At 47.4% G+C, this 16,916-nt stretch carries 14 protein-coding genes and 2 pseudogenes; 1 reads left to right on the top strand and 15 read right to left on the bottom strand.

Translation table 11 applies throughout. The features are described 5' to 3' along the window. Positions 1–147: 147 nt before the first annotated feature. The 12 genes from P0X86_RS07785 to P0X86_RS07730 all read right to left on the bottom strand — a co-directional run bounded on the left by P0X86_RS07785 (position 148) and on the right by P0X86_RS07730 (position 9,713). A complete protein-coding gene (locus tag P0X86_RS07785; RefSeq protein WP_213580526.1) occupies positions 148–735 on the bottom strand; it encodes a GNAT family N-acetyltransferase in 588 nt (195 codons plus the stop codon). Beyond that, a complete protein-coding gene (locus P0X86_RS07780) occupies positions 732–962 on the bottom strand; it encodes an acyl carrier protein (RefSeq protein ID WP_096775338.1) in 231 nt (76 codons plus the stop codon). The genes P0X86_RS07785 and P0X86_RS07780 overlap by 4 nt, the downstream gene beginning before the upstream one ends. Continuing rightward, positions 959–2,671 (bottom strand): HAD-IIIC family phosphatase, encoded by a 1,713-nt coding sequence (locus P0X86_RS07775; RefSeq protein WP_277748262.1) that lies wholly within the window; start codon positions 2,669–2,671, stop codon positions 959–961. The genes P0X86_RS07780 and P0X86_RS07775 overlap by 4 nt, the downstream gene beginning before the upstream one ends. Positions 2,672–2,766: 95 nt before the next feature. Next, the gene (locus P0X86_RS07770) at positions 2,767–3,948 is read right to left on the bottom strand and encodes a phosphotransferase (protein WP_277748261.1); all 1,182 of its coding nucleotides are present in this window, start codon (positions 3,946–3,948) and stop codon (positions 2,767–2,769) included. Between the two features lie 238 nt (positions 3,949–4,186). Further along, positions 4,187–5,158 (bottom strand): aminoglycoside phosphotransferase family protein, encoded by a 972-nt coding sequence (locus tag P0X86_RS07765; protein WP_277748260.1) that lies wholly within the window; start codon positions 5,156–5,158, stop codon positions 4,187–4,189. A gap of 306 nt (positions 5,159–5,464) precedes the next feature. Further along, entirely contained in the window at positions 5,465–5,761 is a 297-nt protein-coding gene (locus tag P0X86_RS07760) for a hypothetical protein (protein WP_213580522.1), read from the bottom strand. A gap of 20 nt (positions 5,762–5,781) precedes the next feature. Then, positions 5,782–6,084, bottom strand: a complete 303-nt coding sequence (locus P0X86_RS07755) for a hypothetical protein (RefSeq protein ID WP_277748259.1) — start codon at positions 6,082–6,084, stop codon at positions 5,782–5,784. Next, the gene (locus tag P0X86_RS07750; RefSeq protein WP_277748258.1) at positions 6,081–6,401 is read right to left on the bottom strand and encodes an alpha-helical endospore appendage domain-containing protein; all 321 of its coding nucleotides are present in this window, start codon (positions 6,399–6,401) and stop codon (positions 6,081–6,083) included. Before P0X86_RS07750 ends, P0X86_RS07755 begins: the two co-directional genes overlap by 4 nt. Positions 6,402–6,430: 29 nt before the next feature. Beyond that, positions 6,431–6,772: a nucleoside-diphosphate sugar epimerase gene (locus P0X86_RS07745; protein WP_096775328.1), complete on the bottom strand. Its 342-nt coding sequence runs from the start codon at positions 6,770–6,772 to the stop codon at positions 6,431–6,433. An 84-nt stretch (positions 6,773–6,856) separates the two neighbouring features. Next, positions 6,857–7,561 (bottom strand): glycosyltransferase family 2 protein, encoded by a 705-nt coding sequence (locus tag P0X86_RS07740; RefSeq protein WP_277748257.1) that lies wholly within the window; start codon positions 7,559–7,561, stop codon positions 6,857–6,859. A gap of 352 nt (positions 7,562–7,913) precedes the next feature. Beyond that, positions 7,914–8,495 carry a WIAG-tail domain gene (locus P0X86_RS07735; protein ID WP_277748256.1) on the bottom strand — a complete coding sequence of 194 codons (582 nt, stop codon included), beginning with the start codon at positions 8,493–8,495 and terminating at the stop codon, positions 7,914–7,916. 72 nt (positions 8,496–8,567) lie between these two features. Beyond that, the gene (locus tag P0X86_RS07730; protein WP_277748255.1) at positions 8,568–9,713 is read right to left on the bottom strand and encodes a glycosyltransferase family 4 protein; all 1,146 of its coding nucleotides are present in this window, start codon (positions 9,711–9,713) and stop codon (positions 8,568–8,570) included. A gap of 276 nt (positions 9,714–9,989) precedes the next feature. Here P0X86_RS07730 and P0X86_RS07725 point away from each other — a divergent pair, with 276 nt between their 5' ends. After that, complete coding sequence (locus tag P0X86_RS07725) at positions 9,990–11,093, top strand: YheC/YheD family endospore coat-associated protein (RefSeq protein ID WP_277748254.1); 1,104 nt, start codon at positions 9,990–9,992, stop codon at positions 11,091–11,093. A gap of 52 nt (positions 11,094–11,145) precedes the next feature. Here the strand turns inward: P0X86_RS07725 and P0X86_RS07720 are convergent. The 3 genes and pseudogenes from P0X86_RS07720 to P0X86_RS07710 all read right to left on the bottom strand — a co-directional run. Next, a pseudogene (locus P0X86_RS07720) lies at positions 11,146–12,123 on the bottom strand (DUF5704 domain-containing protein); the annotation flags it as partial. Positions 12,124–12,210: 87 nt separating this feature from the next. Beyond that, a pseudogene (ltrA, locus tag P0X86_RS07715) lies at positions 12,211–14,017 on the bottom strand (group II intron reverse transcriptase/maturase). A gap of 677 nt (positions 14,018–14,694) precedes the next feature. Continuing rightward, the gene (locus P0X86_RS07710) at positions 14,695–16,632 is read right to left on the bottom strand and encodes a DUF5704 domain-containing protein (RefSeq protein WP_277748253.1); all 1,938 of its coding nucleotides are present in this window, start codon (positions 16,630–16,632) and stop codon (positions 14,695–14,697) included. Between the last annotated feature and the right edge of the window lie 284 nt (positions 16,633–16,916).

Raw genomic sequence — 16,916 nt, 5'->3', positions numbered from 1 at the left:
TATGAAATACGCCTGAGAGTAGCAACGGCGAATTCACCAGACATATTACCCATGTCATTCCTTCTCGTCCGGTACATACAGAAAAGACAGCGAACGGTTTCGCTGTCGTAGTATACAAGCCATATTGTCTTTCATCCCGAATGCATATTAATTACTTTCCGGATTCTCCCCGAGCAGACGCTCCGCTAAAATAGCGGGCTTCTCTAAACGTTGTTGTACCGTTGGCCAGTTCTCCTTCGTAGCCGTATGAATAACCATATCGTAAGGGACTCCCCTGATCGTCAGGCCATTGCGTTCGATTCCGGTTCGCGGCAGCCCGCAATGATCATGAAAAGAAACGACGCTCGCATTCTCGATGACCGTATTGGAAAACACACTGGACAAACCCAGAATATCGAACGCAACGTGAAAAATAAGCCATACGCTGGCAGGAGCGGCTGGGATCGAATCGGAAATGATCCATCTTCCCCAGTTCCCGGCTTGACCATCAATATCATAGATCGCGATGGTTCCGATCGGCACTCCCGAGAGAAGCTCAATGCAGAAGTAATAATCGCCCTCTCTATGAAAATATTCTTTCAACCATGCTTCATGCACAGCATAACGAGAGTCGATTTCTCCGATGTACTTCGATAACTCAGGGGACCTTCTTAGCTTGAAAATAAATTCGGCGTCGTCCATCGTAATCGGTCTTAATCGAATGCCGAAACGTTCAACGGTGATGTTGTGGTTCACGACTTCACCTCAATGATCCTGGCGATGTCATCCAAGCTTTGAATACCCGCTACTTCCCTGATGGAAAAGCGAACATCGAACTGCTCTTCAAGGCGAAGAATGAGCTCCATATGCTTTAAAGAATCCCAATTCGGCAATTCTCCCCGCTTTGGATTACCATGAGGCGGTATCGGTGTGTTCAACACCTCGGATAAGATCGACCCAATTTGTTTGCGTATTTCCGTCATCGATTTACCTCCACTCTGGCAGGATGGTTCCCGCAAGCAGCTTTTACACGTGCATAGAGATCCCTAAGCGGCAGCTGTTCTGGCGAGCCCTCAACAAAACGCTTAATCCAGTCCAAGGCGGGGGCATTCCGCGGCCCCTGGGACATCTCAATGTGGATACGCTGCACTCCGCGATCCATCAATTTCTCCAAGATCCAGGCAAAGGCTACCGTTTCAATGTCACGTCCAAGCGCCCTGCAGCTAAAAAGCGTCTCGATGAGATGCGCTTGTTCGCCATCCAACCTGCATACAAAGGTGCCGATAATTCCGCTGTCTGACAGTATATCCGATAGGCCAACCGTAATCGTAACGTATTTGGAGGCGTCCATAACGTCATTTGCTTCATTTTCTGTCATACGCCTTAGAGCCAGGTTAAACTGATTTGTTTTATGACTTAGATCATACAGCCGCTTGACATGGGAAGCTTCATTCTGATAAATGGTAATGACCATGTTCAAGCTGTCTAAATAGGAATGGTAATCCGATGCTGTTTGCCTGATCTTCTCTCTTGCCTGATTGGCCTGGATATCCGTTGTTCGGGATACGGCAATGTCATCCCGGTGAAGCTGATACAATCCGGGAAAATGACATAAACCCAGCATCGTTTCTTCACCGTTTCGTTTGGCACGGAGAAGGCGCACCTCCGGTAGTTCTGCAGCCATCTTCACCAATTCCGCCGGATTGTCATCCACAAACAAGAAGGCAGACGGATCGATATTCAGTATTTGAGAGAGCCGATTCAGATTTTCTGCTTTTGTCTGCCAGTTTGCACGAACAGCGGCAAAATCGTCCCATCTCAGCGGAAAATCGGTGCGCGCATCGAATAATGCTTTAACATCTTCCTCCTCATTGCGGCTGCACAGCGTTAGCATAATTCCTGATTGTTTTAGTTGAAGCAGCAGCCTTTGCAACCGATGATGGCCTTCCGTTAACGTTACCCCTTCAGCTCCTTCTTCTCCCAGGACTCCGTGATATAGCGTATCATCTAGATCCAGTGCAATCGCTTTAAGCCTCGGAACCAAGGAAGCGGGCAAGAGCTGGACGCCAAGGTGACGGGAAATCATCGTTGTTGCCTGATTGGAAAACGGGTAGTTGCTGATTTCTTCGTTCCGATAATCATAGAAGGACTCGGTGCCTTCATGGGCCAATTGGGCTAAATCGATCAGAACACAGCCCGTGTTGTTCTCAACCGCCCCCAACAAAAACGAATTTAACTTCCGGAACCATCCACGGTCGCTGGCACGGAAGCTGAGCACCCTATCGGCATCTTCCAAGGACTCCGGCCAGTTATTTATCCAGATCGGTTTATCCGTTACCATTCGCAGTTTAACGATCCGTTCATTCAGCCATTGTGCAGCTTCTTGTGCACTCATAGAGCGGGCGTAAATCCGCCAATCTAACCAGATGATATATACATCCGCCTGAGCTTCCCCTCCAATACCGGACAGAGCGCTATCATAATCCGAGTAATCAAAACAGACATCAGCCTCCCATAATCCGCAAAACGGAGACATCAAATTGGCAACAAACTCAAAGGGCATCGTTCTGTCAACTCGTATTCGGAAGGTTCGAATGCTTGGAAGCTTCAGGCTTCCTGCAATCCGACTCCTGGAGGGAATGGAGCACAGCAGAGAATCCGCTAAATCTAAACGGGTTAACACATGATTCATTCCTATACCTCCCTCCTGTTTTCAGAGCTTTGACCTGGCCATCATGCCAATGTTTCTGATACTCCCGGATCCCTATCCCGCTAAAACCATTGGCATTAATATAACCCGAGCTCCTTACCCCACACATTGATTCTTTCTAAATAATGATCCAATAAATGAACCGTCTTCAGATCCTCCACGCCCCAAAAAAGCTGCTGGAACAAGCTGCGTTCCAAAACGCGCTGCAAATAGGCCATTTTGTACAACGTAACCGGGTCGGTATCGAACCGGATTCCATATTTGAGCATTTCTGCGGCATATAAAGGTGCACAGCGTTCAATTACGGCATATTCGTCGCCTCTCCAGTCCTTGCGGTATGCAAAAAACACACCCATTAAATTAAACATATCGAACCAGCAAGGTGAGAAACGTGCACCTTCCCAATCGATAAACTTAATGTTCCAGTTCTCTTCGGCTACATTGTGGCAGCCGATATTCGGTGTTTGCAGATCATTGTGAATGATGCTTTTACCTGCCTGCATAAGTTCGGGAAAATAAATAGGTCCCTTTTGTAACATGGTACGGACATTAGCGTAGCTAGACTCCAGCCTTGCCTTTAATTCGGGACGTTCCATTGCCTTATCCAGATATTCTATAGTTCTTTGATGCGTCTTCTGGCGTTCTTGCGTTGAGGTGGGGGAATCGTAAAGCGGGAGCCATTCCTCGAATGTTTCCCAATGACTATAAAAATTGTCGTTATAGGTTAGCGCGTGAAGTTTCGCCAAGGAAGGGATGATCCGGTCGAAATAATCAGGTGTAAAGATAACCTGACCCTTTACTTGAGGGACAAACTCCATGAACACCCATACATCATCACCATTCATACCTTCCACGATCAGATATATGTTAGGTATCAGATCCGATAAAATATGGGTTGCTTTTCGGTACATGTTTAACTCGATAAGTTTCTGTTCGTTCACGGGTGCTTTGAATATCTTTAAAATCATTGGATATTTTTGTCCGTTTGCCGTAATTTCGAGTTTCCAGATTGCACTCTTGAATGTTTCTTTCAAACACTCCATATTTCCGTCGTTCAAAACAACGGGAGATCCGAAATGTTTTGCAATCTGATCAGCGCATCCAAGCTCCCGCCACTTCAGACTTATATCGTTAAGAGGCGGGTTTGCCAATAAGGCTTGTGCATCCTCAAGCCCTTTATTATATCCATCTTCTTTTCCCTTTTTAAATCCCTCCGCACGACCTTGCTCGAACCCTTCCGAATTTCCTGTTTTCACCATATCCGCGATCCTCCACTCCGTATTCCTTTTATATCCTATGTGGAGGACCTCCGACATGACATTAAAAAAACGCGATTTAACATTCCGTATACACGATTTTACATCCTGCGAATAATTGAATCTTTTTGCGGATGGGCGCTGGATAAACATTGTAAAGCAACGCAAAATAACCCGCAGAACACGCGGGTTAACCGTGTAGTATTCAACTTCGTATTCATAGGACCGAATGTTCCTAGCGCTAATAAAGCTCCAAATTTTTTCCTAAAACCTTGATTTTTTCTAAATACACCGGCAGCAGCTTCGCCTCTTTTTTTCCGGTAACAGCCCAATTCAGCTGAAGATACAGCCCTTTCTCGAGTATTCGTTTTGCAAATGCCATCTGATACAGTTTTAGTGGATCTGTATTAAAGATAATTCCGTGCTTTCTCATCTCATTCGAATATAATTGAACGCAGCGGCGGGTTATATCCTCTTCCTGATCCCCCCATTCTCGGCGGTATGCCAAGAAAACCCCGATCAAATTGACGAGATCAAACCAGCACGGGGCATATTTTGCGCCTTCCCAATCGATAAACTTGATTTTCCACGACTTCTCCTTAACATTGTTGGTCGCTATGTTTGCAGTGTGAAGATCTCCATGGATAATGCAGCAGCCTTCATGAATGACCTCCGGGAAATAATCCGGCCCTCTCTGCAGCAGGCCCTTCACGAGTGAGTAATATGGATTAATCATATCTTTCAACTTGCTGTTTTTCATCGCTTCATCTAAATAAAATAAGGTTAACTTATTTATGTTTTTTCTTTCTTGTCTCATAACATTGGAATTATATCGAGGCAGCCAATCACCGAATAGTCCCTCATATTGTATAAAGCGTTCATTCATCGTAGAGGAGTGGAGCTTCGCTAATGTCGGAATGATTTTGTCAAAATGATCCGGATTATACTGAACTCGCCCTTTAAGAGGCTCAACGTATTCCATGAATACCCACAAATCGCGTCCGTTCATATTTCGTTTGGTCTTATAGACCAGTGGCATGTACGGTTGAAGCACTTTTCTTCCTTTACGGTAGATATTTTTCTCAACCGTGCTTTCCGGCCGGTCTTTTTTGAGCGCTTTCGAAATTTTAAGAATGACGGGAACGCGCTTTTGGTCATGTTCGATTTCAAGTTTCCATATGCTGCTTTTGTAGGAGTCTTTTAAACATTCCATGGTTTGATGAACCCATCTCGCTTCGGCGCCAAAGGACTTGAATGATTTGGGGAAACCCATCTTACGGCATGTTCTTCGAATGAATCGCTTGTCTATTCTGCTGGTTCGACTCATTAGTCCTCACCCCATTTTTCGCTTTTAACCATCGTATGTCGAACATAGCGATACGAATCCATTCATACGCCTACCAAACGGAAATGTGCTCAGGCTCAAATTGGTCCGCGGGGTTCTTTCATAATTTTGTTTCTGTAAACGGGATCGTTCTTCAGCCTTAGTTATATAAATACAGAATGCTACCTGTGTCGTCTAGGCTAAGGTAACAGCCTGTCTCCCATCTTCATAACCTTTCGCAAATCCGGCTTTAAAATCTTCCATGTAGGAATGATCATACCCTTTGTCATGGATTTGGTGGGATAAAGGCCGGGATCTGCCGGCCTCAGACCTGGAGCTGTAGCGGCCACCGGCTCGATGGCGCTTGACTGGCTTGCCATGGCGGCGTTTAGTACCTGATGACTTCAGGCTTCTCAGCCCTTTGGCGAATGACTTCTTCCGTGCCATGGGTGAAGCCTTACGATGATTCCTGACCGTTAATGCCGTGTTCATGCCGAATCCTCCTGCAAGGTTCAATTCGTAGCTTCTAACCCGGCCTCATTGTAAAACAGCTGGCACTCGGATGTTATCCAGGGCGATGCCGGACAACCTAATTTGTACTGATTTAACGGAATGCCTGTCAACATTTCAGCCATCACGGATTGATAGCCGACAAGCAGCCGAATATTCTCTGCAAGCGTGCGCGCGGTTGTTTCAGAATGTGCCGTAACCTCTGCGATACTTTCCAAAATACTTGCCAGCGCTTGCTGACTTCTAGCAATGGATGATACCATAGCAATCTTGGCCTCGTGTTCCCGTTGTATGCGCGCGATCATGAGTCCGTATCTCCGAAATCGAATGCATCAAATCCCATGGCATCATCTTGTTCAGCGTCCGTTCCGAGAATAATCCGCAGATTCCGGCACAGACCGGAGCCTATTTTCGTCAAGCCCTCGATTTGCTCGACAATTTGCTCGTGAATGGATAACGAATCCTTCAACTCTCCCTTGGAACGAGGAAATTGTGTCAAGACCCATTGACAAACCTTTTCGGCTTCTACCGCTTTCCCTTGAAGAATGAGATAGGTATTATATTGAATAGTCACGGATGCATCGAGAATCCGCATGAACGATTCCTCTTTACTCACATACATTCCCCCTTAACCAACGAAGTCGGATCCCATTATTCTTCGCCTTGCTCGTTCGCTCTAAGCTCTTTCATTACGATTTCCAAACTGTCTGCCGATGTTTGTTGCAGGTCGGCCATGGCGTTCAAATAAGCAGCAATGCTGCCATTGACTTGTTCCACCTGGGATCCTGACGACCGGCCTCCTAATAATTGTCCCCCTAATGATGATCCTCCTCGTGAATTCGGTTCTTCGGAGGCTTGGATTTCATGATTCGGTAAGGAATGTATAATTTGAGCCATGCGGACTGCTGCATGACGCTGAGCTTCTAGAATGCGCGCTATTTGCTGCTGGGACTGCGATAGGTATTCGACCATGTCATCAATTTTTTTCTCCACGACATAACTCTCCTTCGCTCATCATATTTTTCAACATATGCTTCGACAAGCTTCCTGGTGCCATGAATAATGCCGTCTTTCGAATCAGGTGAATAGATCCTTAGCTGGCAGCATCGTTCTATATTGCTGCGGAACTCGCCCTAACCATTCGCTTATGCTTTCCTGTAATGATGGAAGCCCCTCATCTAGTCCTCCAACCTCCGTTAACAGCTCGGGGCGGAACAGAGCACAGCACGCATTTAACCGGTTATGGATATCCGCTTCGTTCCCGGGAAGTACGGGGGTTCCTGACTGTGCAAAACTAACGCAAACCGTTTTGATAGCGGGTGCATGTTCCAGCTCATCCATCAGACCGCCGATCCAGTTATCCATAACAGGTGTACAGCCATATAGAATAACTAACTTCTTCCCGTGTGCAGCACGAAGTGCCTTATTAAGAACAACCGCTATGCCTTGACCACTTCTCCCCGTAATGTGTCGTACCGCTCCGATCCGGCCGCGCACATATTGCCTGGTTCCTTCCGAGGAGCCGGCATCCGCTATGAGCAGCTCATATGGATGCGGCGTTAAGGCTTCGATTCTTCTAATCTTGCCAATGGCATCTTCGTTTGGTTCATGAATGGGGATGATGATGCTGATGCCCTCAAATGAGGCTTCTCCGTTTTTTTGTCCGTGTTGGACGCCATAAGAATAGCCAACGATAAATCCATCCTTCCGTCCTTCAACCGGATCAGCTTTGGGAAGAGTCGCCGATAAAGATGTCCGTAAGCGAGTGCCGCGTCTCTTCATCGTAAAAAGTCCTTCATATACATTCCGCCTCCCGTTTCTCATCACTGCGTGAGGACCGAATAATCATTTGGCAATTCATTTCTATTGTATGTTGACTTTCTCGCTTCGTGACGGCATCCACAGGGACCATTCCATTCTCTAAACGTATGATCATCTTCCATATGTAAACAACACTTGATTGGAGTAACATGTTCGTAAATGAGAGTCATTCGGGGAACTCCTTAGTATTCACTTCTGCGGATGATCGCACTAAGGCTCTTCCGGAACGGCATCTCCATCATGTTGACGAATGGGATCCCCCTGGTTACAAAAAGGATGGGTGGAATCTCGCTTCCCCCATCCTTCTCCTTCATTATGTTGCCATCCGGCCTATTGAGATCCAGTACAGCCAGCCTTCCGAGATCACAGTGCCTGCCGGCCGCGTAATTCCGATGGCTACCTCCGCATGCTCCCGTTTTCGAATGCCAGCCTGAAACACCGGATCACTGCACGATGCCACCACTACATAATGTTCATCTTGATAGGAGGTCTGAAGCGGTATTGTAATTTCGATCGTTTCTTGTTCATCAGAAAAGATGAAGGGGAAATATCCAAACTGCTGAAGTAAAGGCATATCAGGAATCCCTTGAACCGGATTAAAGGAAAGATGACTCGGTTGAACCGATTCGAGTGCCAGTTTGGAAGAAATAATGGATTCGGATGACAGATGAATACTGTGTACGGCATAATCCTCAATCGCTTCACTTCTTACGCTGCGATGCTGCAGATGGGAAGCACTGATTACATCATCAGCCAACGCGTGATCCATCACATCATTCTCTAAATCTGACCACTTGCCGGAAGTTCCTCTGATGGCTATCTTCTTATTAAAGCCATCGTACCGCCGAAAGGGCCTTCCCCTTCTTATCCTGGTGATCCTTCTGGCTTTGTTCACTGTCAGCTCTCTCCTCTGCTTCTAATCGTTACCTTCATCCTATTCAAGAGAAGGGGCTACTGCCACAGTCGGTTAGATGGTTTGCATCAGGTTAGCCCATCGTTCTGCCGTATGATCCCATCTGAAACGCTGACGCACCGTTTCACGACCAGCCATCCCGATTCGGGTACGCAGATTCTCGTCCTGAAGCAATCCGTTAATCCGTTCGGCAAGCCCGCCAGGAAAATCATCCCTTTGAACCAGGTAGCCCGTCACGCCGTTCTCCACGATCTCCGGGATACCGCCTGCATTCGCAGCGATGACAGGAACTCCTGCAGCCATGGCTTCCACGTTCACGAGCCCAAAGGCTTCCCTCGGCGCTGAGGGAACAACCACAATATCGGCAAGCGAGTACCAGTCTGCAATTGCGGGATAAGGGATAAAGGGGCGGAAAAATACCCATTGGGTATAAGGTCCGGCCGTTCTTTTCAGTTCCCGTACATATGCGGTTTCCCGATCGGATCCGTAGGCTGCACTCCCGATGATAAGCAAAAGAACATCCGGATGCTTGTCAATGATATGAGGCAATGCGGCAATCAGATGGTGAACCCCTTTGTCAGGGATGAGCCGTCCCGCAAACAGAATGATTCGCCGTCCGCTCCAGCCGTAATGAGCAAGCTTTGCCTCTCTTAGTGCCTTGGCAGCAGGACTGAAAGCAGGAGTAAAATGATCAAGACTCACACCAAGATGATTAATCGTGATCTTTTCCAGAAGCCCAGCATGTTTTGAAGTGATATCCTCCAGCAGGAAACGGCTGTTCACCACAATGCCGTCCATCCAGCGAGCAATGGCCCCAAAACGCTGCTCGCTCATATACGGAGGCGAAATAAATGTATTGGAGTGAAGATTCAATACGATTTTCACATCCGGCAGATGCATTTTGAGGCGCTGCGCCAGCAGCGGCCGATTGTGAACTTCGATAATATCCGGTCTCCACTTCTGAAGCCTCCGCAGCAAGGAAGGATAATAATTCGTTCCAGATGGCAGGCGGTAGCACGGAACGCCGTTGATCGTGTCTTTTGAAGGGAGCCCTTTTCCCAGTACTCCGAATATGCGCACATCCATGGTACCCTGCGCTAATGGAATGGTCTGCTCTACTACCCGCTCGACGGAGCTGCTCCTCCCCGATGGAATGACAAACGATCCCGGCGTCACGACCGCCACCTTCCGCAAACCCATAACTCCACATCCTTCTCACATCTTATCTATATGAAAAACACCTACTGATATATCAAAGGTTCCCCCTTGACACGTAGTGTTTCGTTGCCATATGCGCATACCTGTTCATTTGTATGGTTAGATACCTTAACATATACCGAATCAGGGCCTGTTGGTGACTAATTCCCGACAAAGAATAGGCCAACCACGGGCGACACCCGTCCATCCGGGACAATCATCCTCACGCATACGATATGGTACAAAGACTACAGGATTATGGTGACAAGGAGGGTGACCATGCATCTGGAATATGTCGGCATTCTGCTCAACAACAATACGTATCGCAGAATTTCCAGCGGGAGAATCGGCACGGAATCACTGGCCAACTACGAAGAAGCTGCTGCCATGAATGGGTTGGTTCCTTGTTTTTTTACAATCCATCATATTTCACTAGAGACTGGAAAGGTGACTGGTTTTGTTCCGGCTCCAGCTGGATATTCGCAAGTGCATATTCTCATCCCACGCGTTATTCATATGCGGGCTATTTATCATAAAAAACAGGAGCAGGCGCTGATTGATCAACTGATCAAGCGCGGGGTATTCGTTTATAACGGGCGTACGCGTTACGGTAAAAACGTTATACATCATATGCTGGAACAGGACCAAGGGATATTACCATCCCTGCCTCATACGGTAGAAGCTACCCCTGCCTCGATTCGCTCCATGCTGAGCCAGCACGGGGATCTCGTTCTAAAACCATGCAATGGAAGCATCGGGGTTGGTATCATGCGCTTAAAAGGTAACTCTTTACGCAGTCATTTCACTTACTCCCGCTCATCCCCATCGGCCAAAGGTTGGAGAACGGTTACCTTGCCACCCGGAAAGCTCCATCCTCTGATCTATCAGCGGATTAGGCAAGCTCCATTCGTTGTACAGCAGCGCATACCGCTTGCCGAATATGATGACCGCCCCTTTGATATCCGAGTTACCGTTCAGCGCGGGGGAAGCGGGCGCTGGGAAGTCGCCGGCATGTTCGCCAAAACATCGGCTCCACGAACGTTTGTCTCCAACATTGCTCAAGGCGGCTCAGCCTATCGGGTCCCGGACATACTCGCCCGCTGCATGCCTGACTTGCCTGTAGGACTTACCATCGAACGAATTGCTGAGTTTTCCCTCCATATCGCCAAGACGCTGTCCTTGTATATTCCGTACGCAGCTGATTTTGGAATGGATGTCGGCATTACCCAGAATGGAAAGATCTATTTCATTGAATGCAATGGCTGCGATCAACGTTATGGATTTCGGGAAGCCGGAATGGAGGAAGTTTGGAAATACTCATACTACAATCCGATGGCTTTTGCCCGGTATCTTTATGATAACGGGGTCTGGCCGCATTATTGAATGAAAAAACCAGCCTCCCCCTGAGAACGGGAGAGGCTGGTTCATGACGATTTTAATGGGGAACCTGGGATTTGAAATCCCCTTTACTGGATTGATCCGCATGGTAAAATACGACATCCCCATCCAGCAGGGTAAATCTTTTGCCATACGGATCGGTATAGGTTCGGCTGTACCCTTCAAGCTGCCACTGATTCATGAGCGGTGCATGAATGTATTGCAGATGGGTCTTGGCCGTATTGCCCTCCCGGATCGTCTCGATGTTGAAATTGACCACGATATACCCCTTCTTCAGAAATACAGAGGACTTCTCGTCCAATCGGTTACTCCGCCCATAAGCCGCCAGATCCGTTCCTTTCTTCACCACATAGACGTCGGAGGGAAGGCTGTATTCACCGTACCAGCGCTGAACAGCGGCGTTGGCCCGCTCTCCGTCAACGGAGGTTGGCAGCCCCGACTTTGGCCCAATCAATGTTCGAATGCCGGAAGGCAGCAGCATCCAGTCGAGCCGGCCTACCCAGGTCTTGCTCTTGCTGATCTTCTCCATATACTGCTTCGCGTAGGCCGCCGGGGACATTCCCGCCGGTGCCCCACCGTGGTTGTATAGATACGAAGCGGTATCCTGCAGTTCCTCTTGGGGTACATTGCGCAGCCTTTCATTCAGAATGACGTAACGCTTCTCTGTATCCTGCGGGGAACCGATGCGAATGAACTTCCGGTCTCCACTGTGGTAATACAGATCGACAGGCTGACGTCCGCTGCCGTCTTTATTCACGAAATAAAAGCTCGGCGTAACCGAAATGCCGTCCTGCGCCCCGAACATATTGCCCTTAGTCTTCAAATCGAATTTGAAGTGGTATCCTGTCTTCACGGACGCATTCTTATACCCCTGTGCCGGATGCTTGCCCGGAGCGATGGGAAGCGTATAAGGCAGCGCGTTCCCCCGGGCCTCGCCGTCAATGCCGCGGAGTCCTGTCCAATAGGACGCCCCGCTTGGTGAGGCATTCCCTTTTTGTTTGCGGAAGACCGTCTGTAGTGATAGGTAAGCCTTTGAGATAATCACCGGCTTTTCCCCCACTCCACACCGTACGTGAGACTTTCACCTCATACGGCGTTCTATCTATTTGAACTCATAATTCATAGGTTCCAAGTTACACTTATTCCGATACTGGTTAATTTTGTTGACCATACTCTCAGTCAGGTCCAGTCTGGACATGAGTGTTTCAATCGTCTCTGTATTAACGGCATGAATAAGTCTATGGACGTCTTTGTGTAGGATACGTAAATTATTAAATTTATCGTCTCCGTTAAGATGAACCGGTAGATAGTGATGGCATTGAACATCCTCTACGCATAAGAATGTTCCAGTGATTTCACACCTGCCCATTTTCATACTGTATCTACTAATACGGTTGTCCATATATTCAAGACTTCGACCAGGTATGTTAGAATTCATTAGTTTCACGATCTCCATTTGTAAATCTGGTCTAAGTTTCTTGTGTACCAGTTCCCTACCCTCATACGTAAACGGCGTTAGATTTTGACTAAAATTAAAATTATTTACCGTTTTTATGTCGCCTAAAGGATATAGGTATACACCACCTATTTTAAATGTTCTATACGTTCCTTTATAGAATTTTAAGTAAGTGGGTGGTGGTCTCACAGGGCGTTCATATCGTTTATACTTGAGACGGTTGTAAATGAAAGCACGTAGGTCATAGGCAAGTCGTGAGAAATCAACATTGACATGGGTCGCCTTGCTAAAATAATTGTGTATTCCCAGGACAAAACTATTGAAGAGAAAGGCGTTCAAAGCCACAGGGTTCTTTTGTATTTTCTTGATGCGTTTCTTGGCCTCTTCTTTGATTTGAAGTTTTTTCTTGTTGCTAATACCTGTGTACGCCACTCTCTTTTTTCCCTTTTTTCGCCGCCCATATCGTGAACCCAAGAAATTCAGACTTTCGTTTTCTCAAGTTCACGATCTGCGATTTTTCAGGCGAAATATCCAGTTTAAGACGATCCTTCAGATAGAGCCTTACGGCGTGGAACCACTTTTGTGCTGTTCTCCAATCCCGGCAAAGAACTTTAAAATCATCAGCATAGCGTACAATGTAACCCTCTTTTAAGTCCGTTCTTTTGAGAGGTATATATTTGCTGTAATCGAAGCTATATGAATGATTTGTTTTAAAGTTTTCCCATTGTCCAGCTACCCATTGATCGAGGTCATTCAGTACAATATTGGATAGCAGTGGAGATAGAATTCCGCCCTGTGGTGTTCCTTTTGTGGGAATTCCCTCGCCCTCAATTTCGGCTTTAAGCATCTTACTAATGACGCGTAAGACTCTTCTGTCTCGTATGCCCATATTCCATAGTTGTTTGGTAAGCAAAGTATGGTTCACATTATCGAAGAATCCAGTTATGTCCACATCAACTACGTAGTGTAGATTTACCTTATTAATAAGGGATTGCACTCTTGCTAGTGCATGGTGCGTTGACCGTAGTGGTCTAAATCCATAACTGTGTTTGAAGAAATGTGCTTCAGCAATGGGTTCAAGAACTTGCTTGAAGCATTGTTGAATGATTCTATCGACGATACATGGGATACCTAGTGGTCTTTGTTTACCATTTGGTTTGGGAATAAATACTCGTCTAACTTTCTTGGGTTGATAGTTCAATAGTTTCTGCTGAATGAGTGACACAATTTCTTCGTCAGTTTGTACCTTTATATCGTCAATGGTCTTGCCATCTGTTCCGGCAGTTTTGGAACCTTTGTTGGATTTGATTGTCCGAAAAGCTAGGAGGATGTTTTCCCTTGATGTTATGGTATCGTAGATGTTCGGAAATAATCCTTTACTCAAAGCTTTCTGGTGTAGTTCCGTAAAAGTTCCTGTCATGCCATAGTAATCCCAATATCGTAGTGTTTGCACTGTGGCATCTCTCCTTTCTGGAAAGATGTTCCCACGTTCCTACCTGATCGGTGCAATTCACTTTTTGGAAAATGAATGTTTGTTCAAATAGACTTGGGGCTGTTCCTCCTTACCCGTTACAGGTAGTTCATCAGTCGTGCCCCTACCCTCACAAAGATAAATGCCTTTCAGCATATGCCTTATAGCAACCGCCTAGGATGTGACAGTCCATATTGCGACGTTCTTTGTTTTCCAAGTCCCTTGCAACTTTAGCTATACATTCTGACCTTAGGTGCTACCTATGGGCCTGTGGGCTGGATACCGCCATAGTTCGGTATAGCGAGTTTCCTAACTGGGATTCGTACTTATCGCCACCCACACTAACTTTTGTTAGCACACATGTTTCCATATGCCCTTTTATCTAGACCCGTACATTCGGTAGTTCGTCAGTCTTTTTGGACATTCTCACCATAGTCAGTTTTTCAGCCGCCCGGCATATCCGTTGGCATACCTTCTCTTAACGAGTGGCTTTAGCCTTCGTTCTGCCGACTCCACCTGTGCTTCGCACCCTGCAATCTGTCCATTGCAACGCACGCAGGAGTATTGTCGGGATGGTTTTGGAATACGTGGTTTCCTCATTCCCATCACTAAGTTGTAAAGTTAGGTTTGAATTTTCAAACCCCTACATTTCATGCAAGTCATGCATTTATAGTAGAACTTGTCGCACCCCAGTTATAATCGGCAATATCCGTGATATGAAAATCATACACGCGCCCGATCACTTCCACAGGTTCTATATCCGTAGCCACATGGTGGGATAAATTCGTGTTGGCATCGGGCTGCGTCGTATAGTCGGGCGGCGCGTTCTCCGCAATCGTACGGAAGTACACCTGGTAATCGCCCTCATCTACCCACACCGGCAGAAAAAACTCCGTGTCCAGCTGTGCCGTCGGGATCGTGATCCAAGTGTCTTTGGGATAGAAGGTGCGCTTGTCGCTGCTGTACACATCGAACGGAAAATAAACCTGCTTCGATCTTACATACTTCGCATAGTCCCGGTTTCCGTATCCCTGAATGTTCCGATGCTGGCCTGAGGTAGGGATGCGTACCGTAAACGGCCGATCCAAGATGAAGGCGGACCGATTCGGATTGGGGGTCGTCTTCTGGTTGTGTGCCTGATCATCCGTTACGGAGGAATAGTTGACGACCGGGGTGTGGACCGTGACGGTGTTTATGGCGTTGACCGGGAACGATTGAGGGGACCCGCCATTAATGTTGCCCGGGATGAGCTCGTAATCAATCGTACCGGTGCTCGCCGTATTTGCTTTATTCAACAGCGTACTGCTGATAAGATAGTTTCTGCCGTACAATACGTCTCTTTGAATCGTCGCTGCCGGAGGGATAATCCCTGGTGATGGCGCCGCTCCCTGTGCCCAGCTGTCACTCATGACGGTAGATCCGTTAAACAGGACTTTGTCGTTTCTTACCTGGTTTTGGCCCACGGCCGACTCGGCTGCGGACGTAAAATCCGTTGTCGGCACCGCCGGCCTGCTTGAACCGCCTGGAACGGTTTCCGTCCCTAAATCCACTTCTTCGCATGAAGCAGGCTCCACATGATCGTCAAGACTCGTGCTGTGATCGGACGTAAGAACGGGAGGTGTGTAACCGGCTGGAGTGAGGCTCACCGAACCGCTTGGCAAAGCATAGTTGCTGACAGTCGTTTTGGACAGCTTATAAACCTCCAGGTTATCGATTTGCCAGTAGGAGTACGGCCTCGTTATCGTCACCTGTTCTTCTACCGGAACCTCTTCTTCCATAGGTTCATCGGGCGTGCCGGGATCATCCGGTCCTGAGCTTGGCGTTCCCGGGATCGTCCAGGTGAGAAGGTATGTTTTTTTGACGGGAACGGTGTAGGTGATCTCCCCCGTCATGTTCGCCCATTGGTTCTTGTACAGATAATTGAGGCCAAACACATTGACGTACAGGGATTCCGAAGTCGGTATCCCGTCAAGAACATCAAACTTTTCTGAATCCCGGTTATCCGCCTTAATGACGCCCGTTGCCACGGGGTCCATTACCGTGTGCGAAGTAACAGTTCCCTTTCTCGCAGCACCGATTTGGATCCCGCATGTGTTGGGCGGACCGCCTGAGCCTCCATCTCCACCGCCGCCGCCTCCTCCGTTATTTCCGCACGATGACCCTGTCCCGACCTGTATCATGGCATCGTCGGTTTCGTCCAAGGCTTGGGCCGTGTCCTTAAAATGAGCCGTAATCGTCGCTTGCCCCGTCGTTGCCACGGCTGTAACCATACCGGAAGCGTTCACGGACATGATGCTGTTATCCGAGCTTCGCCAAGTCAACTTATCGTGTCTTTGCAGATTATATGTACTTCCGTCTACCTTCGTTAATTTCGCTGTAAGTTGAACGGTACCCGCCGGTGGAACACAGGTGGAGCCGGTAATTTCCAGGCTTGATGTTCCATCTGCAAAGGTGGCTCGGAGAAGTTTGTCTTTGTACACGTAGGTGTAGGTATCAAAATCCACGAAAAATTTGGCGAAATACCATACCTGCTTGGCTCCTGGGTTGGCCCAATATTTATTATAGTCATCATTATTGAAGGATTGACTATAGTACATTCTAATACTATCTAAACTAATAACCTCAGCCACTTGTCCGACTAATGTACTTGGATCTGTTGTTCCTGAAGATCCATGTACATCTGGTATCGTAGATTGTCGATCTACTCTTGTGTTAGATGATTTAATTTCACTTGTATCAATTGCTCCGTTACGAATCCAAGTCCCTTCCAATGGGTGGCCAGGTTCATTAATTAAAAAAGCACTTGTCCGAGGAATTGGTAAAGACAACTTGTCATCCGTACATCCAGGATACTTGGGTAGCTGATGCCCTTGAATAGTTT

Source organism: Paenibacillus sp. BR1-192, from assembly GCF_029542445.1.
Lineage (GTDB): Bacteria > Bacillota > Bacilli > Paenibacillales > Paenibacillaceae > Paenibacillus_AQ > Paenibacillus_AQ lautus_A.
The sequence above is the reverse complement of the archived record's forward strand: the minus strand, read 5'-3'. Positions and strand labels throughout refer to the sequence as shown.

Coding starts and splice junctions, on each gene's coding strand:
- P0X86_RS07780 (WP_096775338.1), bottom strand. CDS start 962: ATGACGGAAATACGCAAACAAATTGGGTCGATCTTATCCGAGGTGTTG.
- P0X86_RS07775 (WP_277748262.1), bottom strand. CDS start 2,671: ATGAATCATGTGTTAACCCGTTTAGATTTAGCGGATTCTCTGCTGTGC.
- P0X86_RS07770 (WP_277748261.1), bottom strand. CDS start 3,948: ATGGTGAAAACAGGAAATTCGGAAGGGTTCGAGCAAGGTCGTGCGGAG.
- P0X86_RS07765 (WP_277748260.1), bottom strand. CDS start 5,158: ATGGAATGTTTAAAAGACTCCTACAAAAGCAGCATATGGAAACTTGAA.
- P0X86_RS07760 (WP_213580522.1), bottom strand. CDS start 5,761: ATGAACACGGCATTAACGGTCAGGAATCATCGTAAGGCTTCACCCATG.
- P0X86_RS07755 (WP_277748259.1), bottom strand. CDS start 6,084: ATGATCGCGCGCATACAACGGGAACACGAGGCCAAGATTGCTATGGTA.
- P0X86_RS07750 (WP_277748258.1), bottom strand. CDS start 6,401: ATGTATGTGAGTAAAGAGGAATCGTTCATGCGGATTCTCGATGCATCC.
- P0X86_RS07740 (WP_277748257.1), bottom strand. CDS start 7,561: ATGAAGAGACGCGGCACTCGCTTACGGACATCTTTATCGGCGACTCTT.
- P0X86_RS07730 (WP_277748255.1), bottom strand. CDS start 9,713: ATGGGTTTGCGGAAGGTGGCGGTCGTGACGCCGGGATCGTTTGTCATT.
- P0X86_RS07725 (WP_277748254.1), top strand. CDS start 9,990: ATGCATCTGGAATATGTCGGCATTCTGCTCAACAACAATACGTATCGC.
- P0X86_RS07710 (WP_277748253.1), bottom strand. CDS start 16,632: ATGTACTATAGTCAATCCTTCAATAATGATGACTATAATAAATATTGG.